Origin of the sequence: Actinomycetospora cinnamomea (genome assembly GCF_003096675.1) — a bacterium.
In the GTDB taxonomy this organism is placed as follows: Bacteria; Actinomycetota; Actinomycetes; order Mycobacteriales; family Pseudonocardiaceae; genus Actinomycetospora; species Actinomycetospora cinnamomea.
The window spans coordinates 604,599-628,948 of sequence record NZ_QEKW01000001.1; the positions used below are offsets into that span (position 1 = coordinate 604,599).

Below are 24,350 nucleotides of genomic sequence, written 5' to 3' on the forward strand. Positions count from 1 at the left end.
CGTCGGCTCCTAATAGGTGGGGACGAGCGGGCGCTCGTCCGCCTCGGCCGTCTCGTCCGCCTCGGCCTCGGGGCCGGGGTCGTCGCCCGACGTGCGCGCCACACGCAGCACCAGCCGCACCCAGACCACAGCCAGCACCCCGTAGACCACGGCGAACCCCGCCAGCGACGCAGCGATCTCGCCGGCCGTGAGCCCGGGCGAGACACCGTCGGCGGTGCGGAAGAGGCCGAACACGAGCCAGGGCTGGCGGGCGGTCTCCGTGAACAGCCAGCCCGCGGTCGCCGCCAGCGCGGGCAGCACGGGGACGACCCACAGGCCGCGCAGCAGCCAGCGGTCGGCGAGCCCGGACAACCCGGTGCCGGGCGCCAGGTCCCGCCCCCGCCGCGTACGCCAGAGCACCCAGGCGGCGACGGCCGCCGCCAGGACCCCGAAGCCGATCATGAAGCGGAAGCTCCAGTAGGCGACCGGCACCACGGGCACGTACTCGCCCGGGCCGAACTGCGCGACGTACTGCGCCTGCAGGTCGTCGATGCCCTGCACGGTCGCGGTCGGGTCGCCGGTCGCGAGGAACGACAGCAGCCACGGGACGTCGAGGGAGAAGAACGGCTCCTTCTCCCCGGGCGCGCCCACCGCGAACAGCGAGAACGGCGCCCCGGCCTGCGTGGCGTACAGGGCCTCCGCGGCGGCCATCTTCATCGGCTGCACCGCCGTCATGACCTTGCCCAGCAGGTCGCCGGTGCCCGCGACCGCCACGCCGCTGACCAGCGTCGTCCACGCGCCCACGCGGGTGAGCAGCCGCCACCGCCCGTCCGGGTCGCCGCCGTCCGCGCGCCAGGCCCGGAACGCCCCGATGGCCAGCAGGAGCGCGCCGCCGCCGGCGAAGGCGCCGGCGATCGTGTGGGGGAACGCGGCCAGGACGACCGGGTTGGTCAGCAGCTCGGTGAAGTCGCCGAGCCGGGCCCGGCCCGTCTCCGGGTCGAGCGTGTAGGCCACGGGGTTCTGCATGAAGGCGTTGGCCGCGAGGATCACGTAGGCGGAGATCAGCGTGCCCACGGCGACGACCCAGATCGTCGCGAGGTGCAGCGCCGGCCGCAGCCGGTCCGCGCCGAACCACCACAGGCCCAGGAACGTGGCCTCGAGGAAGAACGCGAGCATGCCCTCGATCGCCAGCGTCGGGCCGAACACGTCGCCGTAGAAGCGGGCGAAGGCCGACCACGAGAGCCCGAACTGGAACTCCTGGACCAGGCCCGTGACGATCCCGACGGCGAAGGTGATCATCAGCAACTTGCCGGCGACGAGCGTCAGCCCCTGCCACCGCGCGGCGTCCGGGCGGCCCCGCCTCCGCGCGCGGTACGCCAGGGTCTGCAGCACCGCGGTCAGCGTCGCCAGGCTGATCGACAGTGGGACGAACAGGTAGTGGTACACGGTCACGACCGCGAACTGCAGTCGGGACAGCTCCAGGGCGGTCATCGTCGACCCCTCCTACCTACGACACAGCGTCGTATCTACGACCTAGCGTAGTACGACGGCTTGCGTTGGCGAGGGGATCCCTCGGTAGGATGCGTCACGTGGCCTTGGGTGAGCTGGAGCGCGCGGTGATGGCGCAGCTGTGGGCCGCCCCCGGCCCCCTGACCGTCCGGGAGGTGCACGACGGGCTCGAGCGCGAGCTCGCGTACACCACGGTGATGACCGTGCTCGGGCGCCTGGCCAAGAAGGGCGTGGTCCGCCAGGAGCGGGACGGCAAGGCCTACCGCTACGCCGCGGCCTCCACGCGCGAGCAGATGGCGGCCGAGCTCATGCTCGACGCGCTCGGTGACGTCGGCGAGGACCGCACGGCCGCCCTCGTGGCGTTCGTCGACCGCGTCGGCCCCGAGGAGGCCGCCGCCCTGCGCGCAGCGCTGCTGAACGGGCGCGGCGACGTCCCGGCGCCCCGCGAGGGCCCCGAGAACGACGGCGCCGCGACCCCCGAGTCGTGATCTCGGTCCCACCGGGCCCAGACTGAACCACCATGGCCTCGGTGTGGCTGGCCGTGCTGGCCCTCGCGCTGGCCGGCCCCGTCCCGTCCGCGCTGGCCCGTGCCCGGTGGCCCCAGCGCGTGCCCCGTGCCGCCATCGTGCTGTGGCAGGCGATCGCCCTCGCCGCCGTGCTCGCCGCCGTGGGCAGCGCCCTCGCCGCGCCCGAGGAGCTGCTGCGCGCCCTCGACCCCGAGGACCGCGAGGGCACGCCGATGATCGTCGCGGTGGTCGTGGCCGCGACGCTCGCCGGGCTCATCGTGGTGCGGCTGGTCGGCGTCCTCGTGCTGCTGGCGGTGCGCACCCGGCGCCGGCGTGCCCGCCACCGGGACATGGTCGACCTGCTCGACCGCGCCGAGCGCAGCGCCCTGCTCGGCCAGGCGGGCGCGAAGGCGGTGCTGCGCGTGCTCGACGGCGCGGTCCCGTTCGCCTACTGCGTCCCCGGGCGCGCCCCGCGCGTGGTGATCACCGAGGCGGCCCTCGACACGCTCGACGCCGACGAGCTGCGCGCCGTCCTCGCCCACGAGCAGGCCCATCTCGACGCCCGCCACGACCTCGTCCGCGAGGGCTTCGTCGCCCTCCACCAGGCCTTCCCCGTGCTCGTGCGCAGCCGCCAGGCGCGCGACGTGGTGGGCCTGCTGCTGGAGATGCTCGCCGACGACGCGGGGCGACGCCGCTGCTCCGACGCGGCGATGGCCGGCGCGCTCGAGGCGTTCGTCGCCGCCGGCGACACCGAGACCGTCGCGCGCCTCGAGCGCGTCCGCGCCCGCCGCTGCGGCGGCCGGGCCCTGGCGACGGGGACCTACCTCGCCGCGGCCGCCGTCGTCGTCGTGCCCACCGTCGCTGTCGTCATCCCCTGGCTCTCGGAGGCCCTGCCCGCCGCGGGCGTGCTGCGCTGATCGCGCGTCACGCCCGCACCGAGGCGACGACCTCGTCCGCGGCGGTGTAGGGGTCCAGCTCGCCGGCGACGACGCGCGTCGCGAGCTCGCCGAGGGCCGAGTCGGAGCCGAGAGCGCCGGACAGGTCGCGGATGCGGGCGCGCAGGTCGGCCAGGGCGATGGCCTCGATCTCGGCGCGGGCGCGGCGGCGCGGGCCCTCGGCGAGGCGGCCGTGGTCGGCCAGGAAGGCGCGGTGGGCGTCGAGCGCGCCGACGAGCTCGTCGATGCCCTGCCCCGACGACGCGACCGTGCGCACGACCGGCGGGCGCCACGACGGCCCCGACACCTCGCGGCGGTTCAGCGACATCATGTGCTGCAGCTCACGCACCGTCGCGTCCGCGCCGTCGCGGTCGGCCTTGTTCACCACGAACACGTCGGCGACCTCGAGGATCCCGGCCTTGGCCGCCTGCACGCCGTCACCCATCCCGGGGGCGAGGAGCACGACCGTCGTGTCGGCCAGGGCCACGACCTCGACCTCGGACTGGCCCACCCCGACCGTCTCGACCAGCACCACGTCGCACCCCGCCGCGTCGAGCACCCGCAGCGCCTGGGGTGTGGCGGCCGCGAGCCCGCCGAGGTGCCCACGGGTGGCCATCGAACGGATGAACACCCCGGGGTCGGTGGCGTGCTCGCCCATGCGCACACGGTCGCCCAGCAGCGCGCCGCCGGAGAACGGGGAGCTGGGGTCGACGGCGAGCACGCCCACCCGTCGCCCGTCGGCGCGCAGGGCCGTGACCAGCGCGGACGTCGTCGTCGACTTGCCCACCCCCGGCGAGCCGGTGAGCCCGACGACCCGCGCGTGGCCGGTGTACGGGGCGAGCGCGGCGGCGAGCTCCCGCAGCGGTGTCTCGTCGCCGCCCACCCCGCCGTCCTCCACGAGCGAGATCAGGCGCCCCACCGCCCGCGGCACGCCCTCGCGCGCGTCGGCGACCAGCCGGTCCAGGTCCACGGCGCGGCACGTTACCCACCGCGACCGGCGTGACCGGCCCCGGAAGTGATCGATGTGGCGTTCCTGGCGTCGAACGCCAGCAACGCCGCATCGCTCGCACGGGGGTCCGTGCGCTGCGTCACTTATCAAGCAGAGCGATTCAGATGGTTAGGGTGCCCGCCATGGCTTTCGACGGGGCAGCGGACGAGCTGGGCGCGAGCGGCATCACGACGATCGACCACGTGGGGATCGCGGTGCCCGACCTCGACGCCGCGATCGCCTGGTACGCCGAGAACCTCGGTCTCGTGGCGTCGCACCAGGAGACCAACCAGGAGCAGGGCGTGCGCGAGGCCATGCTCCACGCCCCGGGCGACGAGTCGGGGCCCGCGGTGCAGCTGCTCGCGCCGCTGGACGAGTCGTCGACCATCGCCAAGTTCATCGACCGCAACGGCCCCGGCCTGCAGCAGGTGGCCTACCGGGTCACCGACGTCGAGGCCAGCGCCGAGGCCCTGCGCGCCAAGGGCATGCGCCTGCTCTACGACGCCCCGCGCCGGGGCACCGCCGGCTCGCGAGTCAACTTCGTGCACCCGAAGGACGCCGGCGGCGTGCTCGTCGAGCTCGTCGAGCCCGCTGCCGACACCACAGCCGGCCCCGCCACCGACCACGACTAGACGGCCCGCTCACACCCTGGTCCCCGTGGCCGTTACCCGTCGGTAGCCTCGCGCCACCGCACCACATCCGGAGGCAAGAACGTGCAGGACATCCGCGACGCCATCCTCGCCGACGACACCAGCGCCCTCGCCGGCGTCTCGGTTCCCGAGTCCTACAAGGGCATCACCGTCCACGCGGACGAGGCCGGAATGTTCGAGGGGATGCCCTCGCGCGAGAAGGACCCGCGCAAGTCGTTGCACCTCGACGACGTCCCCACCCCGGAGGTCGCCCCCGGCGAGGCGCTCGTCGCCGTGATGGCCAGCGCCATCAACTACAACACCGTGTGGACGTCGATCTTCGAGCCCGTCTCGACGTTCAGCTTCCTCAAGCGCTACGGCAAGATCTCGCCGCTGGCCAAGCGCCACGACCTGCCCTACCACGTGGTCGGCTCCGACCTCGCGGGCGTCGTGCTCAAGACCGGCGAGGGCGTCCAGATGTGGAAGCCGGGCGACAAGGTGGTGGCGCACTGCCTGTCGGTCGAGCTCGAGGCCCCCCAGGGGCACGACGACACGATGATGGATCCCGAGCAGCGCATCTGGGGCTTCGAGACCAACTTCGGCGGCCTGGCCGAGCTGGCGCTGGTCAAGACCAACCAGCTGATGCCCAAGCCGGACCACCTGACCTGGGAGGAGGCCGCCTCCCCCGGGCTGGTCAACTCCACCGCCTACCGGCAGCTGGTCAGCCAGCACGGCGCCAACATGACCCAGGGTGACGTCGTGCTGATCTGGGGTGCCTCGGGCGGCCTGGGCTCCTACGCCACCCAGTTCGCGCTCAACGGCGGCGCGACCCCGGTCTGCGTGGTGTCCAGTCCCGAGAAGGCCGACATCTGCCGCAAGATGGGCGCCGAGCTGATCATCGACCGCTCGGAGGAGGGCTACAAGTTCTGGTCCGACCCCGAGACCCAGGACCCGCGGGAGTGGAAGCGCTTCGGCCAGAAGATCCGGGAGCTGACCGGCGGCGACGACCCCGACATCGTCTTCGAGCACCCGGGCCGCGAGACCTTCGGGGCGAGCGTCTACGTCGCCAAGCGCGGCGGAACGGTCGTCACCTGCGCGTCGACCTCGGGTTTCATGCACCAGTACGACAACCGCTACCTGTGGATGAACCTCAAGCGGATCATCGGCTCGCACTTCGCCAACTACAAGGAGGCCTACCTGGCCAACCGCCTCGTGGCGAAGGGCCAGATCCACCCGACCGTGTCGCGGGTCTACCCGCTGCACGAGACGGGCGAGGCGGCCAACGACGTGCACCACAACAGCCACCAGGGCAAGGTCGGTGTGCTCTGCCTCGCGCCGGAGGAGGGCCTCGGCGTCACCGACACCGAGAAGCGCGAGCAGCACCTGGAGGCCATCAACCGCTTCCGGGGGGTCTGAGACCCTGTGCCCTCCTCACCCGTCCGTGGAACGGTCGCGGGGCCGTCGGTACCGTGAACCGCATGCCGTCCGACGAGCACGAGCTGTTGCCGCTGGGGACCGGCTTCGACGTCGTGCGCCGCGGTTACGACCGCGGTCAGGTCGAGGAGCACCTCGACCGCGTCGAGGCCGACCTGCGCATCCTCACGGCCGACCGTGACGCCGCCGTGGCCCAGGCCGCGGAGCTCGCCCGCGCGCTGGACCACCACCGGGCGCACGTCGAGGACCTGCGCGCGCAGGTCGACCGGCTCTCGGCGCCGCCGGACACCATGGAGGGCCTCTCCGAGCGCCTCCAGCGCATGCTGCGCCTCGCCCAGGACGAGACGCGGGCCATGCGCGAGGAGGCCGCGCAGGCGGCGCAGCGGGTGCGCGAGGAGGCCGACGACTACGCCCGCCGCACCCGCAACGGCGCGGACGAGCACGCCCGGCGCACCATGGCCGAGGCCGACGAGCACGCCCGCAGCACCGTCGCCGAGGCCGAGGAGCACGCCCGCGGCACCGTCGCGGAGGCCGACGAGCGCGCCCGCCGCACGGTCGAGCACGCCGAGGAGCAGGCGCGCGCCACGCTCGACGAGGCGCGCCGGCAGGCCCGCGAGGTCCACGAGCGGGCCGAGGCCGAGGCGGCGGAGGCGCGCACCCGCTACGACGCGGGCATCGCCGACAACGAGCGCCGGCGCCGCGAGATGGAGGAGGAGCACCGCGGCCTGATGGACGGCGCGCGCGCCGAGGCCGCCCGCATCCGCCAGGACGCCGAGCGCGAGCGCGACCGCCTGGACGAGGAGGGGCGGGCGACGCGCACGCAGGTCGAGAACGACTTCGCCGTGGCGATGGCCTCCCGCCGCCGGGAGGCGATGCGCCAGCTCGAGGCCGACGAGGCGGTGTCGAAGGAGCGGGCCGAGAAGCACGTGCACGACGCTGCCGAGGAGGCCCGCCGGCGCCTGCGCGAGGCCGACGCCGAGGTGGCCGAGATGCGCCGCCTGCGCGACCGGGTGGCCCAGCAGCTGGCCACCCTGCGCACGGCGCTCGGCGCCCTGCCCACGCTCGACGCGCTCCCCGACGAGGACGGCGGCGACGGGCGCCCCGTCCTGCCCGAGCCGCCCGCTGCGGGTGCGCCCGTGGCCGGCCCGCGCCCGGTGAGCCCCCAGGGCGGCGGGCGCGGCGGTGGCAACGGCGGTGGCAACGGCGGTGGCAACGGCGGTGGCAACGGCGGTGGCAACGGCGGTGGAAACGGCGGTGGCAGCGGCACCGGTGAGCTGGGCGGCGCCTCGGCGCCGGAACAGCGCAGCGCCGCGTCGCGCTGAGCTCGCCCCTTCGACCTCCGGTCTCGTGCGTGCTTGTCCGTGCCCTGGCACGGGCGAGCACGCACGAGACCGGAGGTCAAACGCGGCGGCGCCAGCACCCCGTGTGCCAGTGCCGCCGTTCCACGGTCTCCTCGTCGTCGCCGGCCGGCCACGCCACCACGTGCGGCGTCCCGGGCACGATCTCCTGGTCGCAGCCCGGGCAGCGGTAGGTCTTCGTCGCGGCCGTGCCGCTGATCGACCGCACGGTCCAGCCGCCCTCCTCGCGCACCCAGCCGCCCCGCAGCGGCGGGGGCGCCGGCGCGGGGCGGGCGGGGTGCGGAGGGCGACGGCCGGTGCGCTCGGCACGCGGTCGGGGCCGTCGGGGCACGCCTACTTCTTCTGGTAGTCCCGGAAGCCCTGGCCGGTCTTGCGGCCCAGGCGCCCGGCGGTGACCAGGTGCTCGAGCAGCGGCGCCGGCGCGAACCCGGGCACGCGGAACTCCTGGTACAGCGAGCGCTCGATCGCCAGCGACACGTCCAGACCGACGACGTCGAGCAGCGCGAACGGCCCCATCGGCAGGCCGCAGCCGTTCTTCATGGCCGAGTCGATGTCGTCGGCGCTCGCGTAGTTCGTCTCGAGCATCGTCGTGGCGTCGTTGAGGTACGGGAAGAGCAGCGCGTTGACGATGAAGCCCGCGCGGTCGCCACACAGCACCGGGTGCTTGCCGATCGTGGCGCACACCGCCCGCACGGTGGACGTGACGTCGGGGGCGGTGGTGATCGGGCTGACGATCTCGACGAGCTTCATCACCGACGCCGGGTTGAAGAAGTGCATGCCGACCACGTCGTCGGGCCGCTGCGTCGCCGCCGCGCACTCGACCACCGGCAGCGAGGACGTGGTCGTCGCGAGGATGGCGCCGGGCTTGCAGACGTCGTCGAGCGCGCCGAACACGGCCTGCTTGACCTCGAGGTCCTCCGCGACGGCCTCGACGACGAGGTCGCAGTCCGCGAGGTCGTCGAACGACGTCGTGGGCCGCACGCGTGCGAGGGTCTCGTCGCGGGCCGACTCGGCGAGCTTGCCCTTGACCACGGCCTTGTCCAGCGACTTGCGGATGGCCGCGACGACGCCCTCGCCCTTGGCCTCGGTGCGCGCGCGGACGACGACGTCGTAGCCGGCCTTGGCGAAGACCTCGGCGATGCCGGTGGCCATCGTGCCGGTGCCGACGACGCCGACGGAGCGCACCGTGCGCTGCTCGCCGGTCTCCTGGCCGGGCGGGGGCGGGGTGAGGGCGTCGGCGACGACCTCGGGCGAGCCGGGCGCGGCGTAGGTGTAGAAGCCACGCCCGGTCTTCCGGCCCAGCAGGCCCGCGGTGATCATCTGCTTGAGTATCGGGGCCGGCGCGTGGCGCTGGTTGCGCGACTGCCGGTACATCGTGTCGAGGATCTCGTAGGCGGTGTCGAGGCCGATGAGGTCCATGAGCGCCAGCGGGCCCATCGGGTAGCCGCAGCCGTAGCGCATGGCGGCGTCGAGGTCCTCGCGGCCGGCGTAGTGGGACTCGAACATCCCGACGGCCTGGTTGAGGTAGGTGAAGAGCAGGCTGTTGGCGATGAAGCCGGCGCGGTCGCCGCACACCACCGGGCTCTTGCCCAGCCGCACCGCCAGGTCGCAGACGTCGGAGAGCACCTCCGGGTCGGTGACGACCGTGCGCACCACCTCGACCAGCTTCTGCACCGGCGCCGGGTTGAAGAAGTGCATGCCGACGACCTGCGACGGGCGCTCGGTGCGCACCGACAACTCGGTGATCGACAGCGACGAGGTGTTCGACGCGAAGATCGTGTCGGGTCCGCACACCTTCGACAGCGCCGCGAACACCTCGGCCTTGAGCTCCAGGCGCTCGGGCACCGCCTCGACCACGAGGTCGACGTCGGCGAGGTCGTCGAGGTTGGTGGTCACGCGCAGGCGCCCGAGGAGGGCCTCGCGGTCCTCGGCGGCCAGCTTCGAGCGGTCGACGGCCCGCTGGGTGGAGGCCTCGACGATCTCGCGGCCGTGGGCCACGGCGGCGTCGTCGACCTCGACGGCGATCACTTCGATGCCCGCCTTGGCGAACACCTCGGCGATGCCCGCCCCCATGGTGCCGAGACCGACCACTCCCACCCGGGCGAATTCGCGCGCCACGTCCGAGACCTTCCTGCCGACGACCGGTGTCCGGGTCCGACCGAGATCGTGCGCGGGCCGGTCCCGCGGCGCGATCCTGCCATGCGTGACCGCGTCTCACCCCGGTCCGAGGGAGGGGGCGGTACCCACGGGTAACTTGACCGTTCCGGTTAGTCCCTCGTCAGCCCCCGTCGAGCGCGACCGCGGCCAGCTCGCCGGCCGGGACACGGTCGTCGGGGCTGCGGGGGTTCCAGCGGGCGACGGCGACTCCACCGCGGACCACCGCGTCACCCCCGAGCTGGCGGGTATCCTCCACGGGCGCTCCGCTCCCGTGACCCCACCGGCCCCGCCGCGCGGCCCGCAGGTAGATCGCGATCGTGCCCGGCGAGTACACGCGCCACCAGGGCGCGCGCCCCAGCCCGAGGTCGCGGTAGAGACGGCGCTCGGTGTCGGCGAGGAAGCGCCCCCGCCACCCGAGGTGCTCGGCGAGCGGGGCGAGGGCGTCGGGCGGGCTGAACCCGACCGCGACGGCCTCCACCGCCGATCCCGCCACGGCCTCCTGCACCCGGACCAGGTGCTCCTGACACGGCAGTCAATACCGGTGGCGGATCGCGGTCAGCACGACCGCCGCGTCCCGCCCGAGCTCGCCGAGGTCCACCGGGTCGCCGGTGCGGGCGTCGGGCAGGACGATGTCGTGCAGGTCGACCGGACGGTCGTCGCGACGGGGCACGCACCGGATCGTGCCGGGGAGGGAGACCGGGTGCAGCACGGCCACCAGCACCGCCGTCAGCACCGCCGTCAGCACCGCCGTCAGCACCGCCGTCAGCACCGCGACCAGCTCATCGACCTGCTCGTCGTCGGGGGCGGCACGGCCGGGCTGGTGGCGGCGCGCACCGCCGCACGGCTCGGGGCGCGGGTGGTGCTGGTCGAGCGCACCCGCACCGGCGGCGACTGCCTCTGGACCGGATGCGTGCCGTCCAAGGCTTTCCTCGCCGCTGCCGCGCACGCCCACGCGGTGCGCGACGGCGCCCGGTTCGGGGTCCGCGCGGCGGCGCCGCACGTCGACCTCGCCGCGGTCATGACCCATGTGCACGCCGCCCGTGAACGGATCGCCCCGGTCGACTCGGTCGAGGCGCTGGCCGCCGACGGCGTGGAGGTCCGTCACGGCACGCTGCGCTTCAGCGGCCCCGGGCGCGCCACCCTCGACGGCGAGGTGGATGGCGCCCCGCTGCGCTTCCGGCGCGCGGTCATCGCGACGGGTGCCGATCCGGTGCTGCCGGGGATCCCCGGCCTGGCCGACGCCGCGCCGCTGACCACCGACTCGGTGTGGGACCTGGACGCCCCGGTCCCCTCGCTGGTCGTGCTCGGCGCCGGACCGATCGGCTGCGAGCTCGGCCAGGGGTTCGCCCGGCTCGGGACGGCGGTGACGCTGCTCGAGGCGGCCGATCGCGTCCTGCCCGTCGAGGAGCCGGAGGCCTCGGCGCGCCTGGGTGCGGCGCTCGCCCGCGACGGGGTGGACGTCCGCACCGGGCGGCGCGCCGTGGCGGTGTCGGCCGTGCGTCCCGCCGGTGACGGGTGGGAGGTGGAGCTCGACGACGGTGCCCGGGTGCGGGGCGCGCGCGTCCTGGTCGCCCTGGGCCGGGCCCCGGCGACCGCGGGGCTGGGCCTGGACGCCCTCGGCGTCACGCGGGCGTCCACGGGGCACGTCGTCGTGGACGACCGGCTGCGCACGAGCGCGCCCGGGGTGTTCGCGGCCGGCGACGTCGTCGGCGACCTGCCCTCGGGCGGCGCACTGTTGCCGAGGCCGTTCACCCACGTCGCCGGGGTGCACGGGAGCGTGGCGGCGACCAACGCGGTCCTCGCCCCGCTGCGCCGCGTGGACCACCGGGCCATGCCCCGGGTGACCTACACCGCCCCGGAGGTCGCCCACGTCGGGCTGACCGAGGACGCGGCCCGGGAGGGCCACGACGGCGTGCGGGTTCGGACGCTGGAGCACGGCGAGGTGGACCGGGCCGTGACCGAGGACGAGACCGCCGGGGTGACCCGCGTGGTGCTCGACCGGCGGGGGCGCGTGCTCGGCGCCACCGTCGTGGGCCCGCGGGCCGGGGAGGTGCTCAACGAGCTGACCGCGCTCGTCGCCCGCCGCGGCCGGCTGCGCGAGCTCGCCGGCGTCACCCACCCCTATCCGGGCTGGGGCGACGCCGTGTGGAACGCCGCCCTCGCCGAGCTCGGCGACGCCCTCGCGACCCAGGCGGCGCGGCGGGCGGCCCGTCTCGGCGTGCTGGCGCGGCGGGTCGTGCCGCTCAGCCGCGCATCCGCCGGGCGAGCAGCGCCCCGCCCACGGTGAGCGTGGCGAACCCCCCGGCGGCGGCGAGGAACGCCGGTGAGGTCGGGTCGTCGGCGCTGCCGCCGAGCACGACGAGGGCGACGACGCCGGGCACGATGCCCAGCGCGGTGCCCGCCAGGTAGGGCCGCAGGCCGACGGCCGTGGCCGCCGCGCCGTAGTTGACGAGCACGAACCCGAACAGCGGGACCAGCCGGACGAGGAGCACGGCGAGGAACGCCCGGCGCGCCGTGTGGGTCAGGAACCGGTCGAACCGTTCGAGGCGCTCGCCGGCGAGCGCCTCGACCGCCGGTCGCGACAGCACCCGCCCGACCGCGAACGAGCCGCCCGCGCCCAGCATCGCCCCCGTCCAGACCACCGCGACCCCGGCCACGGGCCCGAAGAGCACCCCGGCCACCGCGGAGAGCAGCGAGACCGGCAGCAGGGCCATGGTGGCGACCGCGTAGACCAGGACGAACGCGACCGCGCCGGCCGGGCCGAGGCCCGCGACCCACGCCCGGGTGTCGGCGACCAGCGAGCTCCCGCGCGTCACGGCCAGGACGCCGGCCGCCGCGAGCAGCACCGCGAAGAGCGCCAGCCGCGGCCAGGGCGAGCGCAGGACCCGCACCCAGCGGCGGCCCGGTGCGGTGGTGGCGGGCCCGGTCACCGGTCACGCTCGGAGAGCGGCAGCAGGCGGCGCAGCGCGGCGTTCTCGGCCGGATCGAGCACGGCGTGCTGCACGCAGGCCGGCACGATCGTGCCGTCCTCGGGGTGGGCCATCGCGTAGTGGCACGCGGCGAGGCGTTCCTGGGTCGCGCGCACGCGCGGGTCGTCGGCGGTCTCCCCGCGCCGGGTGAGTGCCCAGGCCGGAGCGACGTCGGCGGCGTCCATGAAGCTGTGCATGACGAACGTCAGCGGTCGCGGGCGGTGGCGCAGCACCCGGCGCGGGCCGACGCGGCGCACGGTGCGCGCCAGCCAACCGGCGGCCACGGCGACCACCGAGGGGTGGCGGGCCACGACCCGTGCCAGGCGGACGGCCAGCAGGGCCGGGGGCACCCCGGTGAAGGTCACCGCCCCGAGGTGGCGGAAGAACGCGTCGCGCACGGCGAGGTCACGCGGGTCGTCGCCGTCGAGCAGGGGGAACCAGCGGTCCCCGAGCCGGACGCCGTAGGCCACGCGGTTGCAGCGCACGTCCCCGTGCTGGAACAGCGTCGGGTCCAGCCGCGTCCCGGCGCCGGACTCGATGCGCGCCCACACCGCGTCGGCGTCGTGGTCGCGGTAGTCCTCGCGCCACCGGCGCTCGTCGCCCACGAACGCCGCGGGCTGGAACGACAGCATCCCGAACCCCAGCGGCAGGCAGTCGCGCACCACGTCGGGCACCTGGTCGAGGTTGGCCGGGGTGACGGTCATGGTGTGGGCCACGAAGGAGCGCACCCCGTGGCGGCGCAGCGCGGCCATCGCCTCGACGAAGCGGCGGCGGTAGGGGGTCAGCGAGCGCTCGTCCGGCGGCCGCGGGATGCCGCGGCGCCCGTACATCAGCGAGTCGACGTGCACCGCGAACGACAGGCGCCGGAAGCGGCGACGCCCGTCCGGCCCGAGGGCGAGCCGGCGCAGGTGGTCCGGGTCGACGTCGCCGTGGGTCATGCTCATCGGCTCCCGGCCGTGCCGGCGCATGATCTCCAGCGCGGCCGCGTGGTCGTCGGGATCGAGCAGGGTGACCTCGCCGCCGATGAGCTGGGCGTGCGCCACCGGGCCCCGCTCGCGGTGCAGCAGCGCCATCTGGGCCTCGACCTGCGCGAGGGTGTGCGGGCCGTCGACGCGCACCCGGTTGGCGTCGCGGGAGTGGTAGCAGGGCGTGCAGGCCAGGTCGCAGCGCGGGAACACGCCGTGGGTGCCCTCGCACCCCACCGCGTGCCGCCCCAGCACCTGCCCGGGCGTGCGCGCACCGTCGGGCAGCTCCGCCCACCGGCGCGCCAGCGCGTCCGCGAAGGCGGGGTCGACCGGGCGGAGCCTCCGGCGAAGGGCCCGCAGGCGGCCCTCGCGGCGGGGCGCGGTGTAGCGCCGCCGGATCTCCTCGGGCGGGACGCCGCGGAAGTACAGCAGCTTGCACCACTGCATCCGCACGATCATGCGCACCGTCCCGTGCTCGTCGAAACGGCGGGCCGACGCGACGCAGGGCGGGTCGAGGACGACGACCCGGCCCCGGCCGTGCAGTCGCCTGCTGAGCTCGAGGTCCTCCATGAGCACCAGGCCGCCGAACCCGCCGACAGCGTCGAAGTGCCGGCGGCGCACGAACATCGCCTGGTCGCCGAACACCCAGCCCAGCCGGCGCGCCCGCACGTTCGAGGTCCACTCCAGCCAGCGCAGCGCCGGGCCACCCCGGTCGAAGCGCAACCGGAACCCACCGCCCACGACGCGCGGGTCGGCCAGGGCCGCCGCCATCGCCGCCAGGGACGCCGGGTCGGGGCGGGTGTCGGCGTGCACGAACCACAGCACGTCGCCCGTGGCGGCGGCCGCGCCCGCGTCGCCCTGCCGGCCACGGCCCGTCGGTGCGTGCACCACGGTGGCCCGCGGCGCGGCCCGCGCCACCAGGTCCAGGGTGTGGTCGGTGCTGCCGCCGTCGGCGACGACGATCTCGCAGCCGGCGAAGTGGGTGCGCAGGTGCTCGAGGAGCCCGGCCACGCGCTCCTGCTCGTCGAGCACCGGCACGACGATCGAGACGCGCACCGGCGTCACACCGCGCACTGGTAGATCGTCGGCAGCGACCCGTCACGGCGGCGCAGCTCGAGGAACCGCTCGACGACGCGGCGCTTGGCCTCGGCCATCGGCACCTCCGGCCCGCCCAGGTGCATGTCGGGGCTGGTGGCGACGTCCGCGCCCGCGGGGTGCCAGTGCCAGCCGTCGGTGGTGACGGTGAGCTCGGGGACCGTGTCGTCCTCGCCGATCGCCATGCCCGCGTCGGAGTGGCCCCGGGCGATCAGCGGGCGCACCGCCACCCGCTCCGGCGGCACGCCGTGCCCGGCGAGCAGCGTGCGCAGCGCGTCGCCCTGCCCGGCGTTGTGCTCGGTCTCGGTCATCCCGACGCGCACCGGCAGCCCGAGCGACACCGCCAGGTCGAGGCCCTCCATCGCCCGCACCCACGACCCGCGGCCGCGCAGCGCGTCGTGGGCGGCGGGGTCGGGGCCGTCGAGCGAGGTCTGCAGGGTCAGCCCCTCGACGCCGGCGAGCCGGGCGAGCTGCTCGCGGCGCCGCCCGCGGTAGAGCATCGCGTTGGTCAGGCAGACCACGTCGAGGCACTCGGTGGCCTCGAGCAGCATGTCCACGAGGTCGGCGACCAGGAACGGCTCGCCGCCGGTGACGTAGAGCTCGGTGAACCCCTCGGCGACGGCGTCGGCGAGCAGGGCCGAGAAGCGCTCGCGGTCCAGGCGCCGCGGCCGCGCCCGCGGCGACGACGCGACCGAGCAGTAGTCGCAGGCCAGGTTGCAGTCGAAGTTGGTGTACAGCCAGAGCCGGGGCGGGAAGAGCGCCGAGCCGAACAGCGGCATCACCGGGCGCCCGTCGTCGGGTACCGCGAGGTCGGCGCCCCACGAGCCCGCGGCGGCGCGGAAGTCGGGCACGGCGGACTTGTAGAGCTGGAAGCGGCCCCGGGACCGCTCCGCGGGCGGCAGGATCTCCAGGCAGGTGGTCAGCCAGCCGGTCTCGATCGACTCGGCGAACGCCTCGGGCAGGCCCGCGGCCCGGATCGACGCGGCCTGCGCCGCCCAGTCGTACTCCAGGGGCACCAACGTCGCGCTCGCCGAGCCGTCCTCGAGGTCGAGCAGCGCGTACCAGACGTGGGTGCCGCCGTCGTTGGCCGGCCGCCCGAGCACGCCCACGTTGACCACCAGCGTCTCGCCGCCGTCGGAGCGGGTGATGCGACGGGTCCAGGGCAGGCCGGAGTGGGTGCAGCACACGACGTCGGCCCCGGACGCGTCGACCCGGGCCCGGTGCGCGTCCTCGTCGAGCGAGGACCACCAGAAGTCGTTGACCGCGAGCGTGGAGCCGTGGACCAGGTGCAGGTCGACGCCGGCGACGGTCTCGCGGTGCTCGGTCGGGAGCGTGCGCATCCACGCCGCGAAGGCGACCGAGGTGTTCGCGAACGTGTAGTCGTAGGCGATCTGGGCGAACGCGTTGTCGGCGTCGTCGGCGTAGCCGCAGCCGCAGTCGGTCTGCCCGGAGCCGATCGCGACCTCGTAGTTGCCCGCCAGGCACTCGACCCCGCCCTCGCGCAGCAGCGGGAAGACCGCCTCCGGTTCGGCGCCGTAGGCCCCGAAGTCACCCAGGCACACCAGGCGCTGCGCGCCCCGGGCGCGGGCGTCGGCGAGGAAGGACCGCAACGCGTAGGGGTTGGAGTAGACGCCGCCACACAGGGCGATCCGCACCACGGGCGCCTCCTGGGGCGTCGATCGGTTGCGCCCGTCCCATGGTGCCCGGTGCCGGCGGTCCGCGCTCTCCGGCGCGTGCCGACCTCCCCTGGCGTCAGCGGCCGTAGATGACGCTGACGAGCTTCGCGAGGACCTTCACGACCCAGTTCGGGCGGTCGAAGGTCATGACGTTGACGCTGCGGAAGCGGCGCTCGGAGATCGCGAGGGGGCGGGTGAACTCGCGCAGCCCGTCGACGCCGTGGATGCGCCCGAACCCGGAGTCGCCGACGCCGCCGAAGGGCAGCGACGGGATGCCGGCGAACGCGATGACGCCGTTGACCGAGACCATGCCGCACCGCAGCTTGCGGGCCACCTCGTGGCCGCGCGCCTTCGCGAACACCGAGGCGCCAAGCCCGTAGCGCGAGGCGTTGGCCCGCTCGACGGCCTCGTCGAGGTCACGCACGCGGTTGACGACGACCGTCGGCCCGAACGTCTCGTCGGTCACCGCCGAGCTGTCCTCGGGGACGTCGGCGAGCACCACGGGGTCGACGTAGGGCGCGCGAACCGAGCCGGGACCGCCGACCACCGCGCGGCCGCCGCGGGAGAGCGCGTCGTCGATCTGGCCGGAGATGATCCCCAGCTGCGAGGGCATGGTGATCGGGCCGTACGGCGAGTCCGGGCGGCCGCCGGGCCGCACCTGCGCCGCGCGCGCGGCGACGCGGTCGAGCAGGTCCTCGGCCACCGCGTCCACCACGTAGACGCGCTCGACGCCCACGCACGTCTGGCCCGCGTTCGACATCGCGCCCCACACGACGGCCGCCGCGGCGTCGTCGAGGTCCGCGTCGGCGTCCACGAGCAGCGCGTCCTTGCCACCGCACTCCACGAGCACCGGAGTGAGCGACTCGGCGCAGGTGGCCATCACCTTCTTCGCGGTGGCCGTCGAGCCGGTGAACGCGACCTTGTCGACCCCCGCGCGGCACAGTGCGCCGCCGGTCTCGCCCTCGCCGGTGACGACCTGGAACACCGCGTCGGCGTTGATGTCGCCCGGCACGTCGCCCACGGCCTCGGCGAAGCTGTCGGCGAGCCAGGTGCCGACGCCGGGCGTGAGCTCGCTGGGCTTGAACACCACCGTGTTGCCCGCGGCCAGGGCGTAGGCGATCGAGCCCATCGGCGTGAACACCGGGTAGTTCCATGGCCCGAGTACGCCGATCACGCCCATCGGCGGGTACTCGACGGTGGCCTTGTGGTTGATCATGAGCAGGCCCGCCGCGGCGTTGCGCGGTCCGAGGACGCGCCGCGCGTGCTTCGCGGCCCAGTGCAGGTGGTCGAGCGCGAGGATGCCCTCGATGCGCGCGTCGTCCATCGGCTTGCCGGTCTCGCGGCTGACCACCGCGGCGAGCTCGTCGCGCCGCGCGTCGAGCAGGCGCCGCCAGGCCCCGAGCTTCGTCGCCCGCCCGTCGAACCCGAGGTCGTTCCACCACCGCGCCGCCCGCCGTGCCCGGGCCACGACGGCCTCGACCTGCTCGGGCGTGTGCCTGGGGTAGGAGGCGATGACCTCGCCCGTCCGCGGGTCGAGGGAGTCGAAGGTGTCCTGCTGCGCGTCCTGGCCTGCCGCGGGCGCCGACACCGCGTCGCGCGTGCTCGTCATACGCGGAGGCTACGCAGGAGTAGCCGTCAGGCGCGACTGCCGGAACGTGTCAGCGGTGTGGCACCGCTGACGTCCAGTGTCCGTATCGCCACACGCTCGATTGCTGTTCAACCTAGAGGTTTAGTACGGTGTCGGGACTTCGCGTGACACGCGACGAGAGAAGGGACGAGCCGATGCCGACCCTCACGATCGACGTGATCGCCTCGCTCGACGGCTACGGCTACGCCGAGGGGTGGCCGGGCTACTGGGGATTGGAAGGACCCGAGTATCTCGGCTGGCTGGACGCCCAGGACGAGCACACCGCCCTGCTGGGGGCGACGACCTACCGGCTGATGTCCGGGCTCGCCGCCGAGGCGCCCGAGGAACTGGCTGGTCTGACCGCCCAGCCCAAGATCGTGTTCTCCTCGACGCTCGCGCCACCTCTGACGTGGGCGAACACGGAGCTGGTCGCGGGCGACGCGGTCGGCGCCGTCCGCGCCCTCAAGCAGGACCACCCGCGACCCCTGCGCACGGTGGGCAGCCTCGCCCTCGGCCGGTCGCTGCTCGGCGCCGGGCTGGTCGACCGCCTCCGTGTCGTCGTCTTCCCGGTGATCACCGGCGCAACCGGCAGCGACCGCGTCTTCGACGGCTACCCCGACGTCGCGCTCGAGATGGTGGACCGGCGGACGTTCGACGGCCGACTCCAGATGCTCGAGTACGTCCCGACGGTGCTCGACGGTCCCCCGCTCGCCGCCTGACATGCGCCGGGACGGCTCACGCGACCGCGGCGCGGATGTGCTCGGCGATGGCGTCCAGGCGCGCCCGCCCCGGGCGGGTCCAGGCGGCCAGCAGGCGCAGCCCGTCGCCGCGCCGGCGCGGGATGACGTGCAGGTGCACGTGCCACACCGTCTGCCACGCCACTGCGCCGTCGGCGAGCAGCAGGTTCACCCCGTCCGCGAGGCCGGCCGCCCGCAGCCCCGCGGCCACGCGCCGCGCGAGCGCCCACACCGCGGCGCCGTCCGCGTCGTCGACGTCGGCCAGCCCCGCCGCGTGCGTCCGCGGCACGACGAGCACGTGGCCCGGCGTCACCGGCTGCAGGTCCAGGAACGCCACCGCGCCGTCGGACTCGGCCACCACGCTCGCCTCGCCCCGGCCGTCGACGATGCGACAGAACACGCACTCGCCGTCCACCTCGGCCGGCAGGTGCTCGCGGACCCGGCCCCGGGTCACGCGCCGGACCCGCCGCACCAGCCTGCGCAGCAGACGCCCACCCATCGGACCCGACCGCTCAGAACAGCCGGAACTCGTCGACCTCGGCACCGCGCAGGGTCTCGTAGTCGAGCGTCACGCACCGGATGCCCCGGTCGGTGGCCAGCGTGCGGGCCTGCGGCTTGATCTGCTGCGCGGCGAAGACCCCGGACACCGGCGCGAGCAGCGGGTCACGGTTGAGCAGTTCGAGGTAGCGGGTCAGCTGTTCGACCCCGTCGATCTCGCCGCGCCGCTTGATCTCGACCGCGACGGAGCCCCCGGAGTCGTCCCGGCAGAGCAGGTCGACCGGGCCGATCGCCGTCGGGTACTCGCGGCGCACCAGCGACCACCCCTCCCCCAGCGTCGTCACGTGCGCGGCGAGCAGCTCCTGCAGGTGGGCCTCGACGCCGTCCTTGACCAGCCCGGGGTCGACGCCGAGCTCGTGGGTCGAGTCGTGCTGGATCTCCTCCAGGGTGATCGTCAGCGTCTCGTCGGCCTTGTTGCGCACGGTCCATCGGCTCTCGGGCGCTCCCGCCGCTCCGCTCGCCCGAGGCTCCTCGGTGAGCCAGCAGGGCGGGCTCATCCAGTTCAGCGGCTTGTAGGCGCGGTCGTCGGCGTGGACGCTCACCGACCCGTCCGCCTTGACCAGCAGCAGGCGCAGCGCGCTCGGCAGGTGCGCGGTCAACCGGCCGTCGTAGTCCACCGTGCACCGGGCGATGACGAGACGCACGGGCGTCAGCGTAGGAGACGGGCGACGTGGATCATCGGCGGGCGTGGAGCCACCCCTGACCACCAGCACCCGCGAGGTCTACGCCAACCCCTGGATGAGCCTGCGCGAGGACACGTTCCGTCGCCCCGACGGCGGCGAGGGCCTGTACGGGGTCGTCGACAAGCCCGACTACGCGCTGGTGATCCCGCTCGACGGCGACCGCCTGGGGCTCGTCGAGCAGTACCGCTACCCGATCGGCCTGCGCCGTTGGGAGTTCCCGCAGGGCACCGCCCCGGACCGGGCCGCGCTGCCTGCCGACCAGCTCGCCGCCCGCGAGCTGCAGGAGGAGACCGGCCTGCGCGCGGGCACGTGGACCTACCTCGGGCTGCTCGACGTGGCGCCCGGCCTGTCCTCCCAGCGCGGCCGCGCCTTCCTCGCCACCGACCTCACCGCCGGCGCGCCCGCCCGCGAGGACACCGAGGCCGACATGCGCTTCGCCTGGCTCACCCGTGACGAGTTCGAGCACCGGGCCCGCTGCGGGGAGATCACCGACGCCCAGTCGCTCGCCGCCTACGCCCTGCTGATGCTCCGCGCGTCGTAGTGCCCGTCGTGGCGAGAGCGTGGATCCGGCGGGCACGGGCACAGTAGAGGCATGGCCTTGGTGCGGCTCGGTCCGCTGGCGGTGCCCTCTCCGGGCGAGGTGGTGGACACCGGGCGCTCGGTGTTCGGCTGGTTCGGCGAGGTCGTCGACGTCGGCGCCCGCCTGCCCTCGCGGGTCGACGCGCTGCTCGAGGAGGTGACGCGCCTGGTCGGCGTCCTCGGCACCCTGGCCGACCGCGTCGACGGGCTCGTGGATCGCGCCGACACCATCGTCGGGAGGGTCGACGGCGTCATGGAGCGCGTGGACGGCGTCCTCGGCGAGGCCCGGCGGATCACCGCCGGCGCCGAGGAGGTCGTCGGCTCCGCGCGCTCGATCACCAGCGGCGCCGACGAGGTCGTCGGCAGCGCCCGGCGCATCACCGCCGGGGCCGAGGAGGTGGTCCGCTCCGCGCGGACGATCACCAGCGGCGCGGAGGGGGTCGTCGACGACGCCCGCAAGATCACGAGCGGGGCGGACGAGGTCGTCGCGTCGGCCCGCGGGATCACGGGCGGTGCCGCCGAGGTGGTCGAGTCGGCGCGCCGCATCACCGACGGCGCCGACGAGGTCGTCACCTCCGCCCGCAGCATCACCAGCGGCGCCGACGAGGTCGTCACCTCCGCGCGCAGCATCACCAGCGGGGCGAACGAGGTCGTCACCTCCGCGCGCAGCATCACAAGTGGGGCGAACGAGGTCGTCGAGTCCGCGCGCACGATCACCACCGGCGCGGAGGGCGTCGTCGGCGACGCCCGCGAGATCACCGGGGGCGCGCGGGAGATCGTCGAGGGGGCCGGGGCGACGAGCCGCTCGGCCCAGGAGCTGCTCGACCTCTACCGTCCGATGCTCGAGCGCGGCGCCCCGCTGGCCGGCCGCTTCGTGGAGGAGCTCAGCCAGGAGGAGGTGGACGCGGCGATCAAGCTGGTCGACGAGCTGCCGCAGTTCACCGAGCACATGGTCACCGACATCATGCCGATCCTCGCGACCCTCGACCGCGTCGGACCCGACCTCCACGAGCTGCTCGACGTCACCAAGGACCTGCGCCAGGCCATCGACGGCATCCCGGGCTTCTCGTTCCTCAAGCGCCGCGGCTCGAAGGACGACGAGAACGCCTGACCCCCGGGACGACGGTCAGGCCGGGATCACGGCCTGCGTCTGCGTCGTGCGCGCGACGAGGCGGCCGCGGTCGTCGGTGACGTCGGTCTGCACGACGACCTGCGTGCGCCCGGCGTGCACGGGACGTGCCGTGGCGCGGACCTCGCCGCCGGACACCGCGCGCAGCAGGTGGGTGCCCGACTGCGTCGTGGCCGTCCGCGCGCCCGGCGGCAGGCCGAGGAAGGCGCAGACGGCGCCGGCGGTGTCGGCGAGCGTCATCAGCGCGCCGCCGTGCAGCAGCCCGCCGGCGGTGGTGTGCGCGTCGGACCACGCCAGAACGGCGACGGTCTCGTCGGGCCCGGCGGTCTCCACCCGGATGCCGAGGCCGGCGGCGAAGGGCATGGAGGCGATGAGCTCGTACGGGGTCACGCACCGGAGCGTCGGGCCGGCACGTGCTGATCGTCCATGACCCACGAGGTCATCGACCGGCCTACCGGACGGCGGCCACCGTTCTCCCCGTCACCACGACGGAGGAGGACCCGATGACCACCGCCACCGACACCGCCGCCCTCGTCGACCGCTACCTCGCGGCCTGGAACGCCGGGGACCCCCAGGCACGCCGGGAGGCGGTCGCCGCGGCGTTCACCGAGGACGCCCGCTACGTCGACCCGCTCGCCGACGTCACCGGCCACGAGGGCCTCGACGGGCTGATCGCCGGCGTCCAGGAGCAGTTCGCGGGCCTGACCTTCTCCTGCGGCGAGCTGCTCGACGCCCACCACGACGTCGTGCGCTTCACCTGGCACCTCGGCCCGGCGGGCGCGGAGCCCGTCGTGATCGGGTTCGACGTCGCGGAGATCGCCGACGACGGCCGCCTCCGGCGCGTCCACGGCTTCCTGGACCGCGTGCCGGGCTGATCCGATTCCTCTGCACAAGCCCGCATGTGACTGGTATCATCGAACACATGTTCGACAGTGGATGGGTCGCGGTGGCCGAGGAGCCGCGTCCCTCCGCTGTGCCCGTGTGGTCGTCGTGGCGGCCCGGTCCGGAGCTCGCGGCGGCTCTCGAGGCCACGGAGCCGGTCGACCTGGCCGACGACGAGGGCTTCGACGCCGCCGAGCGGCTGGCGGGGTGGGAGGCCCTGGCGCACTGGGCCACCGGCCGGCTCTACCGCGAGACCGCGGACTACACCCGCGCCCGCGAGGCCCGCGCGCGGGGCGCCGGCCGGGGCGAGCTCGCCTCCGAAGCGGTCGCGATGGAGGTCGCGACGTTGGCCCGTGTCGCCCCGCGCACCGGCGAGCTGCGCGTCCACCAGGCGGTGACCCTCGTCGAGCAGCTGCCCTCGACGCTCGCGGCGCTCGAGGACGGCCGCATCTCCCTGGGCCACGCGCGGGTCGTGCTCGAGCAGACCGAGCTGTGCGACCCGGGTACCGCGCGGGCGGTGGACACCGAACTGTGGTCCCGCCCGCCGCGTGATCGGACCCCCGCCCAGCTGCGCGACCTCGTGCGCCGCATCGTCACCCGCCTCGACCCCGAGCTGCTGCGCCGCCGCCCCGAGCACGCCCGCCAGCAACGCGAGATGCGCTACTGGTCCGACGACCACGGAGCCACGGGCGTGCTGCAGCTGCGCCTGCCCGCCGACGAGGCCCGCGGGGTGTTCGCGGTCGTCGACGCCGTCGCCCGCAGTGCCGGCGACCCACCCGGCGGACCGCGGCGCGAGCTCACGCAGAAGCGCGCCGACAGCGCCCGCGACCTCATCCTCGACGGCGCCACCGCCCGACGGGACGGCTCGGGCTGCTGCTCCTGCACGACGGACGGTGCGACCTCGGACAGCTCGACCGGCGCTCCGGCCGACGACACCCCGAACGGCGCTCCCGCCGACGACACCCCGAACGGCGCTCCCGCCGGCGACCCCCCGGACGGCGCTCCCGCCGACGACACCCCGAACGGCGCTCTCGACGGGGACACCCCGGTCGCCGACGAGGCGCAGCGCAGCGAGCCCGTCGAGCACGCGGCGGAGGCGGGCGCGCCGGTCGCGCCGACCCCGGGCGACGACGAGGGTGACCCGGCCGGCGGTGCTCCCGGCGATGATCTGGGCCCGGCGGGCGCAGCGGCCCGGCCGAGGGCCGCGTGTGGCGCGGAGCCGGCGCGGGAGCCCGCACGCGGTCTGCTCACCGGTGTCCCGTCGCCGGTGCGCACCGAGGTGCGGGTGACCATCGGTTGGGACGTCCTGGCCGGGTTCTCCGAGCGCCCGGGCGAGCTGGAGGGCCACGGACCGATCCCCGCGCCCCTCGCCCGGCGCCTCGCCGGCGGCCCCGACGCCTGGTGGCGCCGTCTGATCACCGACCCGCTCACCGGCACCGCCGCGCACCTCGACGCCAAGCGCTACCGACCACCCGGCTCGATGCAGGAGTTCGTCCGTGCCCGTGACGTGACGTGCGCCGCACCCGGCTGCCGCGTGCCCGCAGCCCGCTGCGATCTCGACCACGTCGTGCCCTACGAGCACCACCGGCCCGGCGGCGGCGCCGGCGCCACCACCGCAGCCGGCCTCAAGCCCGGCTGCCGCCGGCACCATCGGCTCAAGACGCTGTCGGAGTGGTCCGCCGAGCTCGGCCCCGACCCCGAGGGCGGTAGTGCGCCCGTGATCATCTGGACCTCGCCCTCCGGGCATCGCTGGTGGGTCCGCTCGCCCGCTCTCGACCCACCACCATGGGACGACGACGCCCACGCCGACCGCCCGGAGAGGGGCGACGACGCTGCCGGGCACGACGCGCGCCCGCGCCCGGGCCCCGAGGACTGGCCGCACGACATCGACTCGTGGCGCCGCCGCGAGGCCGTCGCCCGCCCTGCCGACCCCCGGCGGCGGGCGGTCTGACCGC

General features: G+C 75.0%; 24 protein-coding genes. 11 read left to right on the forward strand and 13 right to left on the reverse strand.

Annotated features, from left to right (window positions below; all coding sequences use genetic code 11):
- Positions 1-9: 9 nt before the first annotated feature.
- Positions 10-1,470: a cytochrome ubiquinol oxidase subunit I gene (locus C8D89_RS02790; protein WP_116706493.1), complete on the reverse strand. Its 1,461-nt coding sequence runs from the start codon at positions 1,468-1,470 to the stop codon at positions 10-12.
- A gap of 98 nt (positions 1,471-1,568) precedes the next feature.
- On the opposite strand from C8D89_RS02790, the gene C8D89_RS02795 reads away from it, so the two are divergent.
- Together C8D89_RS02795 and C8D89_RS02800 are read left to right on the forward strand one after the other, a co-directional pair.
- Positions 1,569-1,976, forward strand: a complete 408-nt coding sequence (locus C8D89_RS02795) for a BlaI/MecI/CopY family transcriptional regulator (protein WP_341477300.1) — start codon at positions 1,569-1,571, stop codon at positions 1,974-1,976.
- A gap of 32 nt (positions 1,977-2,008) precedes the next feature.
- Positions 2,009-2,911 (forward strand): M56 family metallopeptidase, encoded by a 903-nt coding sequence (locus C8D89_RS02800; RefSeq protein ID WP_116706495.1) that lies wholly within the window; start codon positions 2,009-2,011, stop codon positions 2,909-2,911.
- 7 nt (positions 2,912-2,918) lie between these two features.
- On the opposite strand, the gene meaB is transcribed toward C8D89_RS02800, so the two are convergent.
- Positions 2,919-3,899, reverse strand: a complete 981-nt coding sequence (meaB, locus tag C8D89_RS02805) for a methylmalonyl Co-A mutase-associated GTPase MeaB (RefSeq protein WP_116706496.1) — start codon at positions 3,897-3,899, stop codon at positions 2,919-2,921.
- 161 nt (positions 3,900-4,060) lie between these two features.
- Between meaB and mce the strand changes: the two genes are divergently transcribed.
- The 3 genes from mce (at position 4,061) to C8D89_RS02820 (ending at position 7,302) form a co-directional block, all read left to right on the forward strand.
- Positions 4,061-4,549: a methylmalonyl-CoA epimerase gene (mce, locus tag C8D89_RS02810; RefSeq protein ID WP_116706497.1), complete on the forward strand. Its 489-nt coding sequence runs from the start codon at positions 4,061-4,063 to the stop codon at positions 4,547-4,549.
- Between the two features lie 81 nt (positions 4,550-4,630).
- Positions 4,631-5,962: a crotonyl-CoA carboxylase/reductase gene (ccrA, locus tag C8D89_RS02815; protein WP_116706498.1), complete on the forward strand. Its 1,332-nt coding sequence runs from the start codon at positions 4,631-4,633 to the stop codon at positions 5,960-5,962.
- A 62-nt stretch (positions 5,963-6,024) separates the two neighbouring features.
- Positions 6,025-7,302 (forward strand): DivIVA domain-containing protein, encoded by a 1,278-nt coding sequence (locus tag C8D89_RS02820; protein ID WP_116706499.1) that lies wholly within the window; start codon positions 6,025-6,027, stop codon positions 7,300-7,302.
- A gap of 76 nt (positions 7,303-7,378) precedes the next feature.
- On the opposite strand, the gene C8D89_RS02825 is transcribed toward C8D89_RS02820, so the two are convergent.
- The 4 genes from C8D89_RS02825 to C8D89_RS28995 form a co-directional block, all read right to left on the reverse strand.
- On the reverse strand, positions 7,379-7,669 hold the full coding sequence (locus tag C8D89_RS02825) for a hypothetical protein (RefSeq protein ID WP_116706500.1): 291 nt from the start codon (positions 7,667-7,669) through the stop codon (positions 7,379-7,381).
- Positions 7,670-7,671: 2 nt separating this feature from the next.
- Positions 7,672-9,456, reverse strand: a complete 1,785-nt coding sequence (locus C8D89_RS02830; RefSeq protein ID WP_116706501.1) for a 3-hydroxyacyl-CoA dehydrogenase family protein — start codon at positions 9,454-9,456, stop codon at positions 7,672-7,674.
- 160 nt (positions 9,457-9,616) lie between these two features.
- Positions 9,617-10,000, reverse strand: a complete 384-nt coding sequence (locus C8D89_RS02835) for an AhpC/TSA family protein (protein WP_165825515.1) — start codon at positions 9,998-10,000, stop codon at positions 9,617-9,619.
- A gap of 27 nt (positions 10,001-10,027) precedes the next feature.
- A complete protein-coding gene (locus tag C8D89_RS28995) occupies positions 10,028-10,165 on the reverse strand; it encodes a hypothetical protein (RefSeq protein WP_165825516.1) in 138 nt (45 codons plus the stop codon).
- 30 nt (positions 10,166-10,195) lie between these two features.
- On the opposite strand from C8D89_RS28995, the gene C8D89_RS02840 reads away from it, so the two are divergent.
- Entirely contained in the window at positions 10,196-11,782 is a 1,587-nt protein-coding gene (locus C8D89_RS02840) for a dihydrolipoyl dehydrogenase family protein (protein ID WP_243417757.1), read from the forward strand.
- On the opposite strand, the gene C8D89_RS02845 is transcribed toward C8D89_RS02840, so the two are convergent.
- From C8D89_RS02845 to C8D89_RS02860, 4 genes are all read right to left on the reverse strand, one after another.
- Positions 11,739-12,425: a TVP38/TMEM64 family protein gene (locus C8D89_RS02845; RefSeq protein WP_116706503.1), complete on the reverse strand. Its 687-nt coding sequence runs from the start codon at positions 12,423-12,425 to the stop codon at positions 11,739-11,741. The genes C8D89_RS02840 and C8D89_RS02845 overlap by 44 nt on opposite strands.
- Complete coding sequence (locus C8D89_RS02850) at positions 12,422-14,494, reverse strand: TIGR04283 family arsenosugar biosynthesis glycosyltransferase (RefSeq protein WP_165825517.1); 2,073 nt, start codon at positions 14,492-14,494, stop codon at positions 12,422-12,424. The genes C8D89_RS02845 and C8D89_RS02850 overlap by 4 nt, the downstream gene beginning before the upstream one ends.
- Positions 14,491-16,182 carry a radical SAM protein gene (locus tag C8D89_RS02855; protein ID WP_116706504.1) on the reverse strand — a complete coding sequence of 564 codons (1,692 nt, stop codon included), beginning with the start codon at positions 16,180-16,182 and terminating at the stop codon, positions 14,491-14,493. The genes C8D89_RS02850 and C8D89_RS02855 overlap by 4 nt, the downstream gene beginning before the upstream one ends.
- A gap of 94 nt (positions 16,183-16,276) precedes the next feature.
- Positions 16,277-17,809: an aldehyde dehydrogenase family protein gene (locus C8D89_RS02860; protein ID WP_116706505.1), complete on the reverse strand. Its 1,533-nt coding sequence runs from the start codon at positions 17,807-17,809 to the stop codon at positions 16,277-16,279.
- A gap of 173 nt (positions 17,810-17,982) precedes the next feature.
- On the opposite strand from C8D89_RS02860, the gene C8D89_RS02865 reads away from it, so the two are divergent.
- A complete protein-coding gene (locus tag C8D89_RS02865; protein ID WP_116706506.1) occupies positions 17,983-18,546 on the forward strand; it encodes a dihydrofolate reductase family protein in 564 nt (187 codons plus the stop codon).
- A gap of 16 nt (positions 18,547-18,562) precedes the next feature.
- Here the strand turns inward: C8D89_RS02865 and C8D89_RS02870 are convergent, their stop codons facing one another.
- Both C8D89_RS02870 and nucS read right to left on the reverse strand, forming a co-directional pair.
- A complete protein-coding gene (locus C8D89_RS02870) occupies positions 18,563-19,063 on the reverse strand; it encodes an HIT family protein (protein WP_116706507.1) in 501 nt (166 codons plus the stop codon).
- Between the two features lie 13 nt (positions 19,064-19,076).
- Entirely contained in the window at positions 19,077-19,766 is a 690-nt protein-coding gene (gene nucS / locus C8D89_RS02875) for an endonuclease NucS (RefSeq protein ID WP_116706508.1), read from the reverse strand.
- Between the two features lie 94 nt (positions 19,767-19,860).
- Here nucS and C8D89_RS02880 point away from each other — a divergent pair, with 94 nt between their 5' ends.
- The gene (locus tag C8D89_RS02880; RefSeq protein ID WP_243417851.1) at positions 19,861-20,346 is read left to right on the forward strand and encodes an NUDIX domain-containing protein; all 486 of its coding nucleotides are present in this window, start codon (positions 19,861-19,863) and stop codon (positions 20,344-20,346) included.
- Between the two features lie 51 nt (positions 20,347-20,397).
- Positions 20,398-21,495, forward strand: coding sequence for a methyl-accepting chemotaxis protein (locus C8D89_RS02885; protein WP_116706509.1), 1,098 nt, complete (start codon positions 20,398-20,400; stop codon positions 21,493-21,495).
- Positions 21,496-21,510: 15 nt separating this feature from the next.
- On the opposite strand, the gene C8D89_RS02890 is transcribed toward C8D89_RS02885, so the two are convergent.
- Positions 21,511-21,903 (reverse strand): PaaI family thioesterase, encoded by a 393-nt coding sequence (locus C8D89_RS02890; protein WP_116706510.1) that lies wholly within the window; start codon positions 21,901-21,903, stop codon positions 21,511-21,513.
- A 113-nt stretch (positions 21,904-22,016) separates the two neighbouring features.
- Between C8D89_RS02890 and C8D89_RS02895 the strand changes: the two genes are divergently transcribed.
- Complete coding sequence (locus C8D89_RS02895; RefSeq protein ID WP_116706511.1) at positions 22,017-22,388, forward strand: nuclear transport factor 2 family protein; 372 nt, start codon at positions 22,017-22,019, stop codon at positions 22,386-22,388.
- A 47-nt stretch (positions 22,389-22,435) separates the two neighbouring features.
- Positions 22,436-24,346 (forward strand): DUF222 domain-containing protein, encoded by a 1,911-nt coding sequence (locus C8D89_RS02900; protein ID WP_116706512.1) that lies wholly within the window; start codon positions 22,436-22,438, stop codon positions 24,344-24,346.
- The last annotated feature ends 4 nt before the right edge of the window (positions 24,347-24,350 follow it).

Excerpts from the sequence above, each read along its gene's own strand:
- C8D89_RS02820 (WP_116706499.1), top strand. The coding sequence starts at position 6,025 with ATGCCGTCCGACGAGCACGAGCTGTTGCCGCTGGGGACCGGCTTCGAC.
- C8D89_RS02790 (WP_116706493.1), bottom strand. The coding sequence starts at position 1,470 with ATGACCGCCCTGGAGCTGTCCCGACTGCAGTTCGCGGTCGTGACCGTG.
- C8D89_RS02860 (WP_116706505.1), bottom strand. The coding sequence starts at position 17,809 with ATGACGAGCACGCGCGACGCGGTGTCGGCGCCCGCGGCAGGCCAGGAC.
- C8D89_RS02870 (WP_116706507.1), bottom strand. The coding sequence starts at position 19,063 with ATGGGTGGGCGTCTGCTGCGCAGGCTGGTGCGGCGGGTCCGGCGCGTG.
- mce (WP_116706497.1), top strand. The coding sequence starts at position 4,061 with ATGGCTTTCGACGGGGCAGCGGACGAGCTGGGCGCGAGCGGCATCACG.
- C8D89_RS02895 (WP_116706511.1), top strand. The coding sequence starts at position 22,017 with ATGACCACCGCCACCGACACCGCCGCCCTCGTCGACCGCTACCTCGCG.
- C8D89_RS02900 (WP_116706512.1), top strand. The coding sequence starts at position 22,436 with ATGTTCGACAGTGGATGGGTCGCGGTGGCCGAGGAGCCGCGTCCCTCC.
- C8D89_RS02865 (WP_116706506.1), top strand. The coding sequence starts at position 17,983 with ATGCCGACCCTCACGATCGACGTGATCGCCTCGCTCGACGGCTACGGC.
- C8D89_RS02880 (WP_243417851.1), top strand. The coding sequence starts at position 19,861 with ATGAGCCTGCGCGAGGACACGTTCCGTCGCCCCGACGGCGGCGAGGGC.
- C8D89_RS02885 (WP_116706509.1), top strand. The coding sequence starts at position 20,398 with ATGGCCTTGGTGCGGCTCGGTCCGCTGGCGGTGCCCTCTCCGGGCGAG.
- C8D89_RS02800 (WP_116706495.1), top strand. The coding sequence starts at position 2,009 with ATGGCCTCGGTGTGGCTGGCCGTGCTGGCCCTCGCGCTGGCCGGCCCC.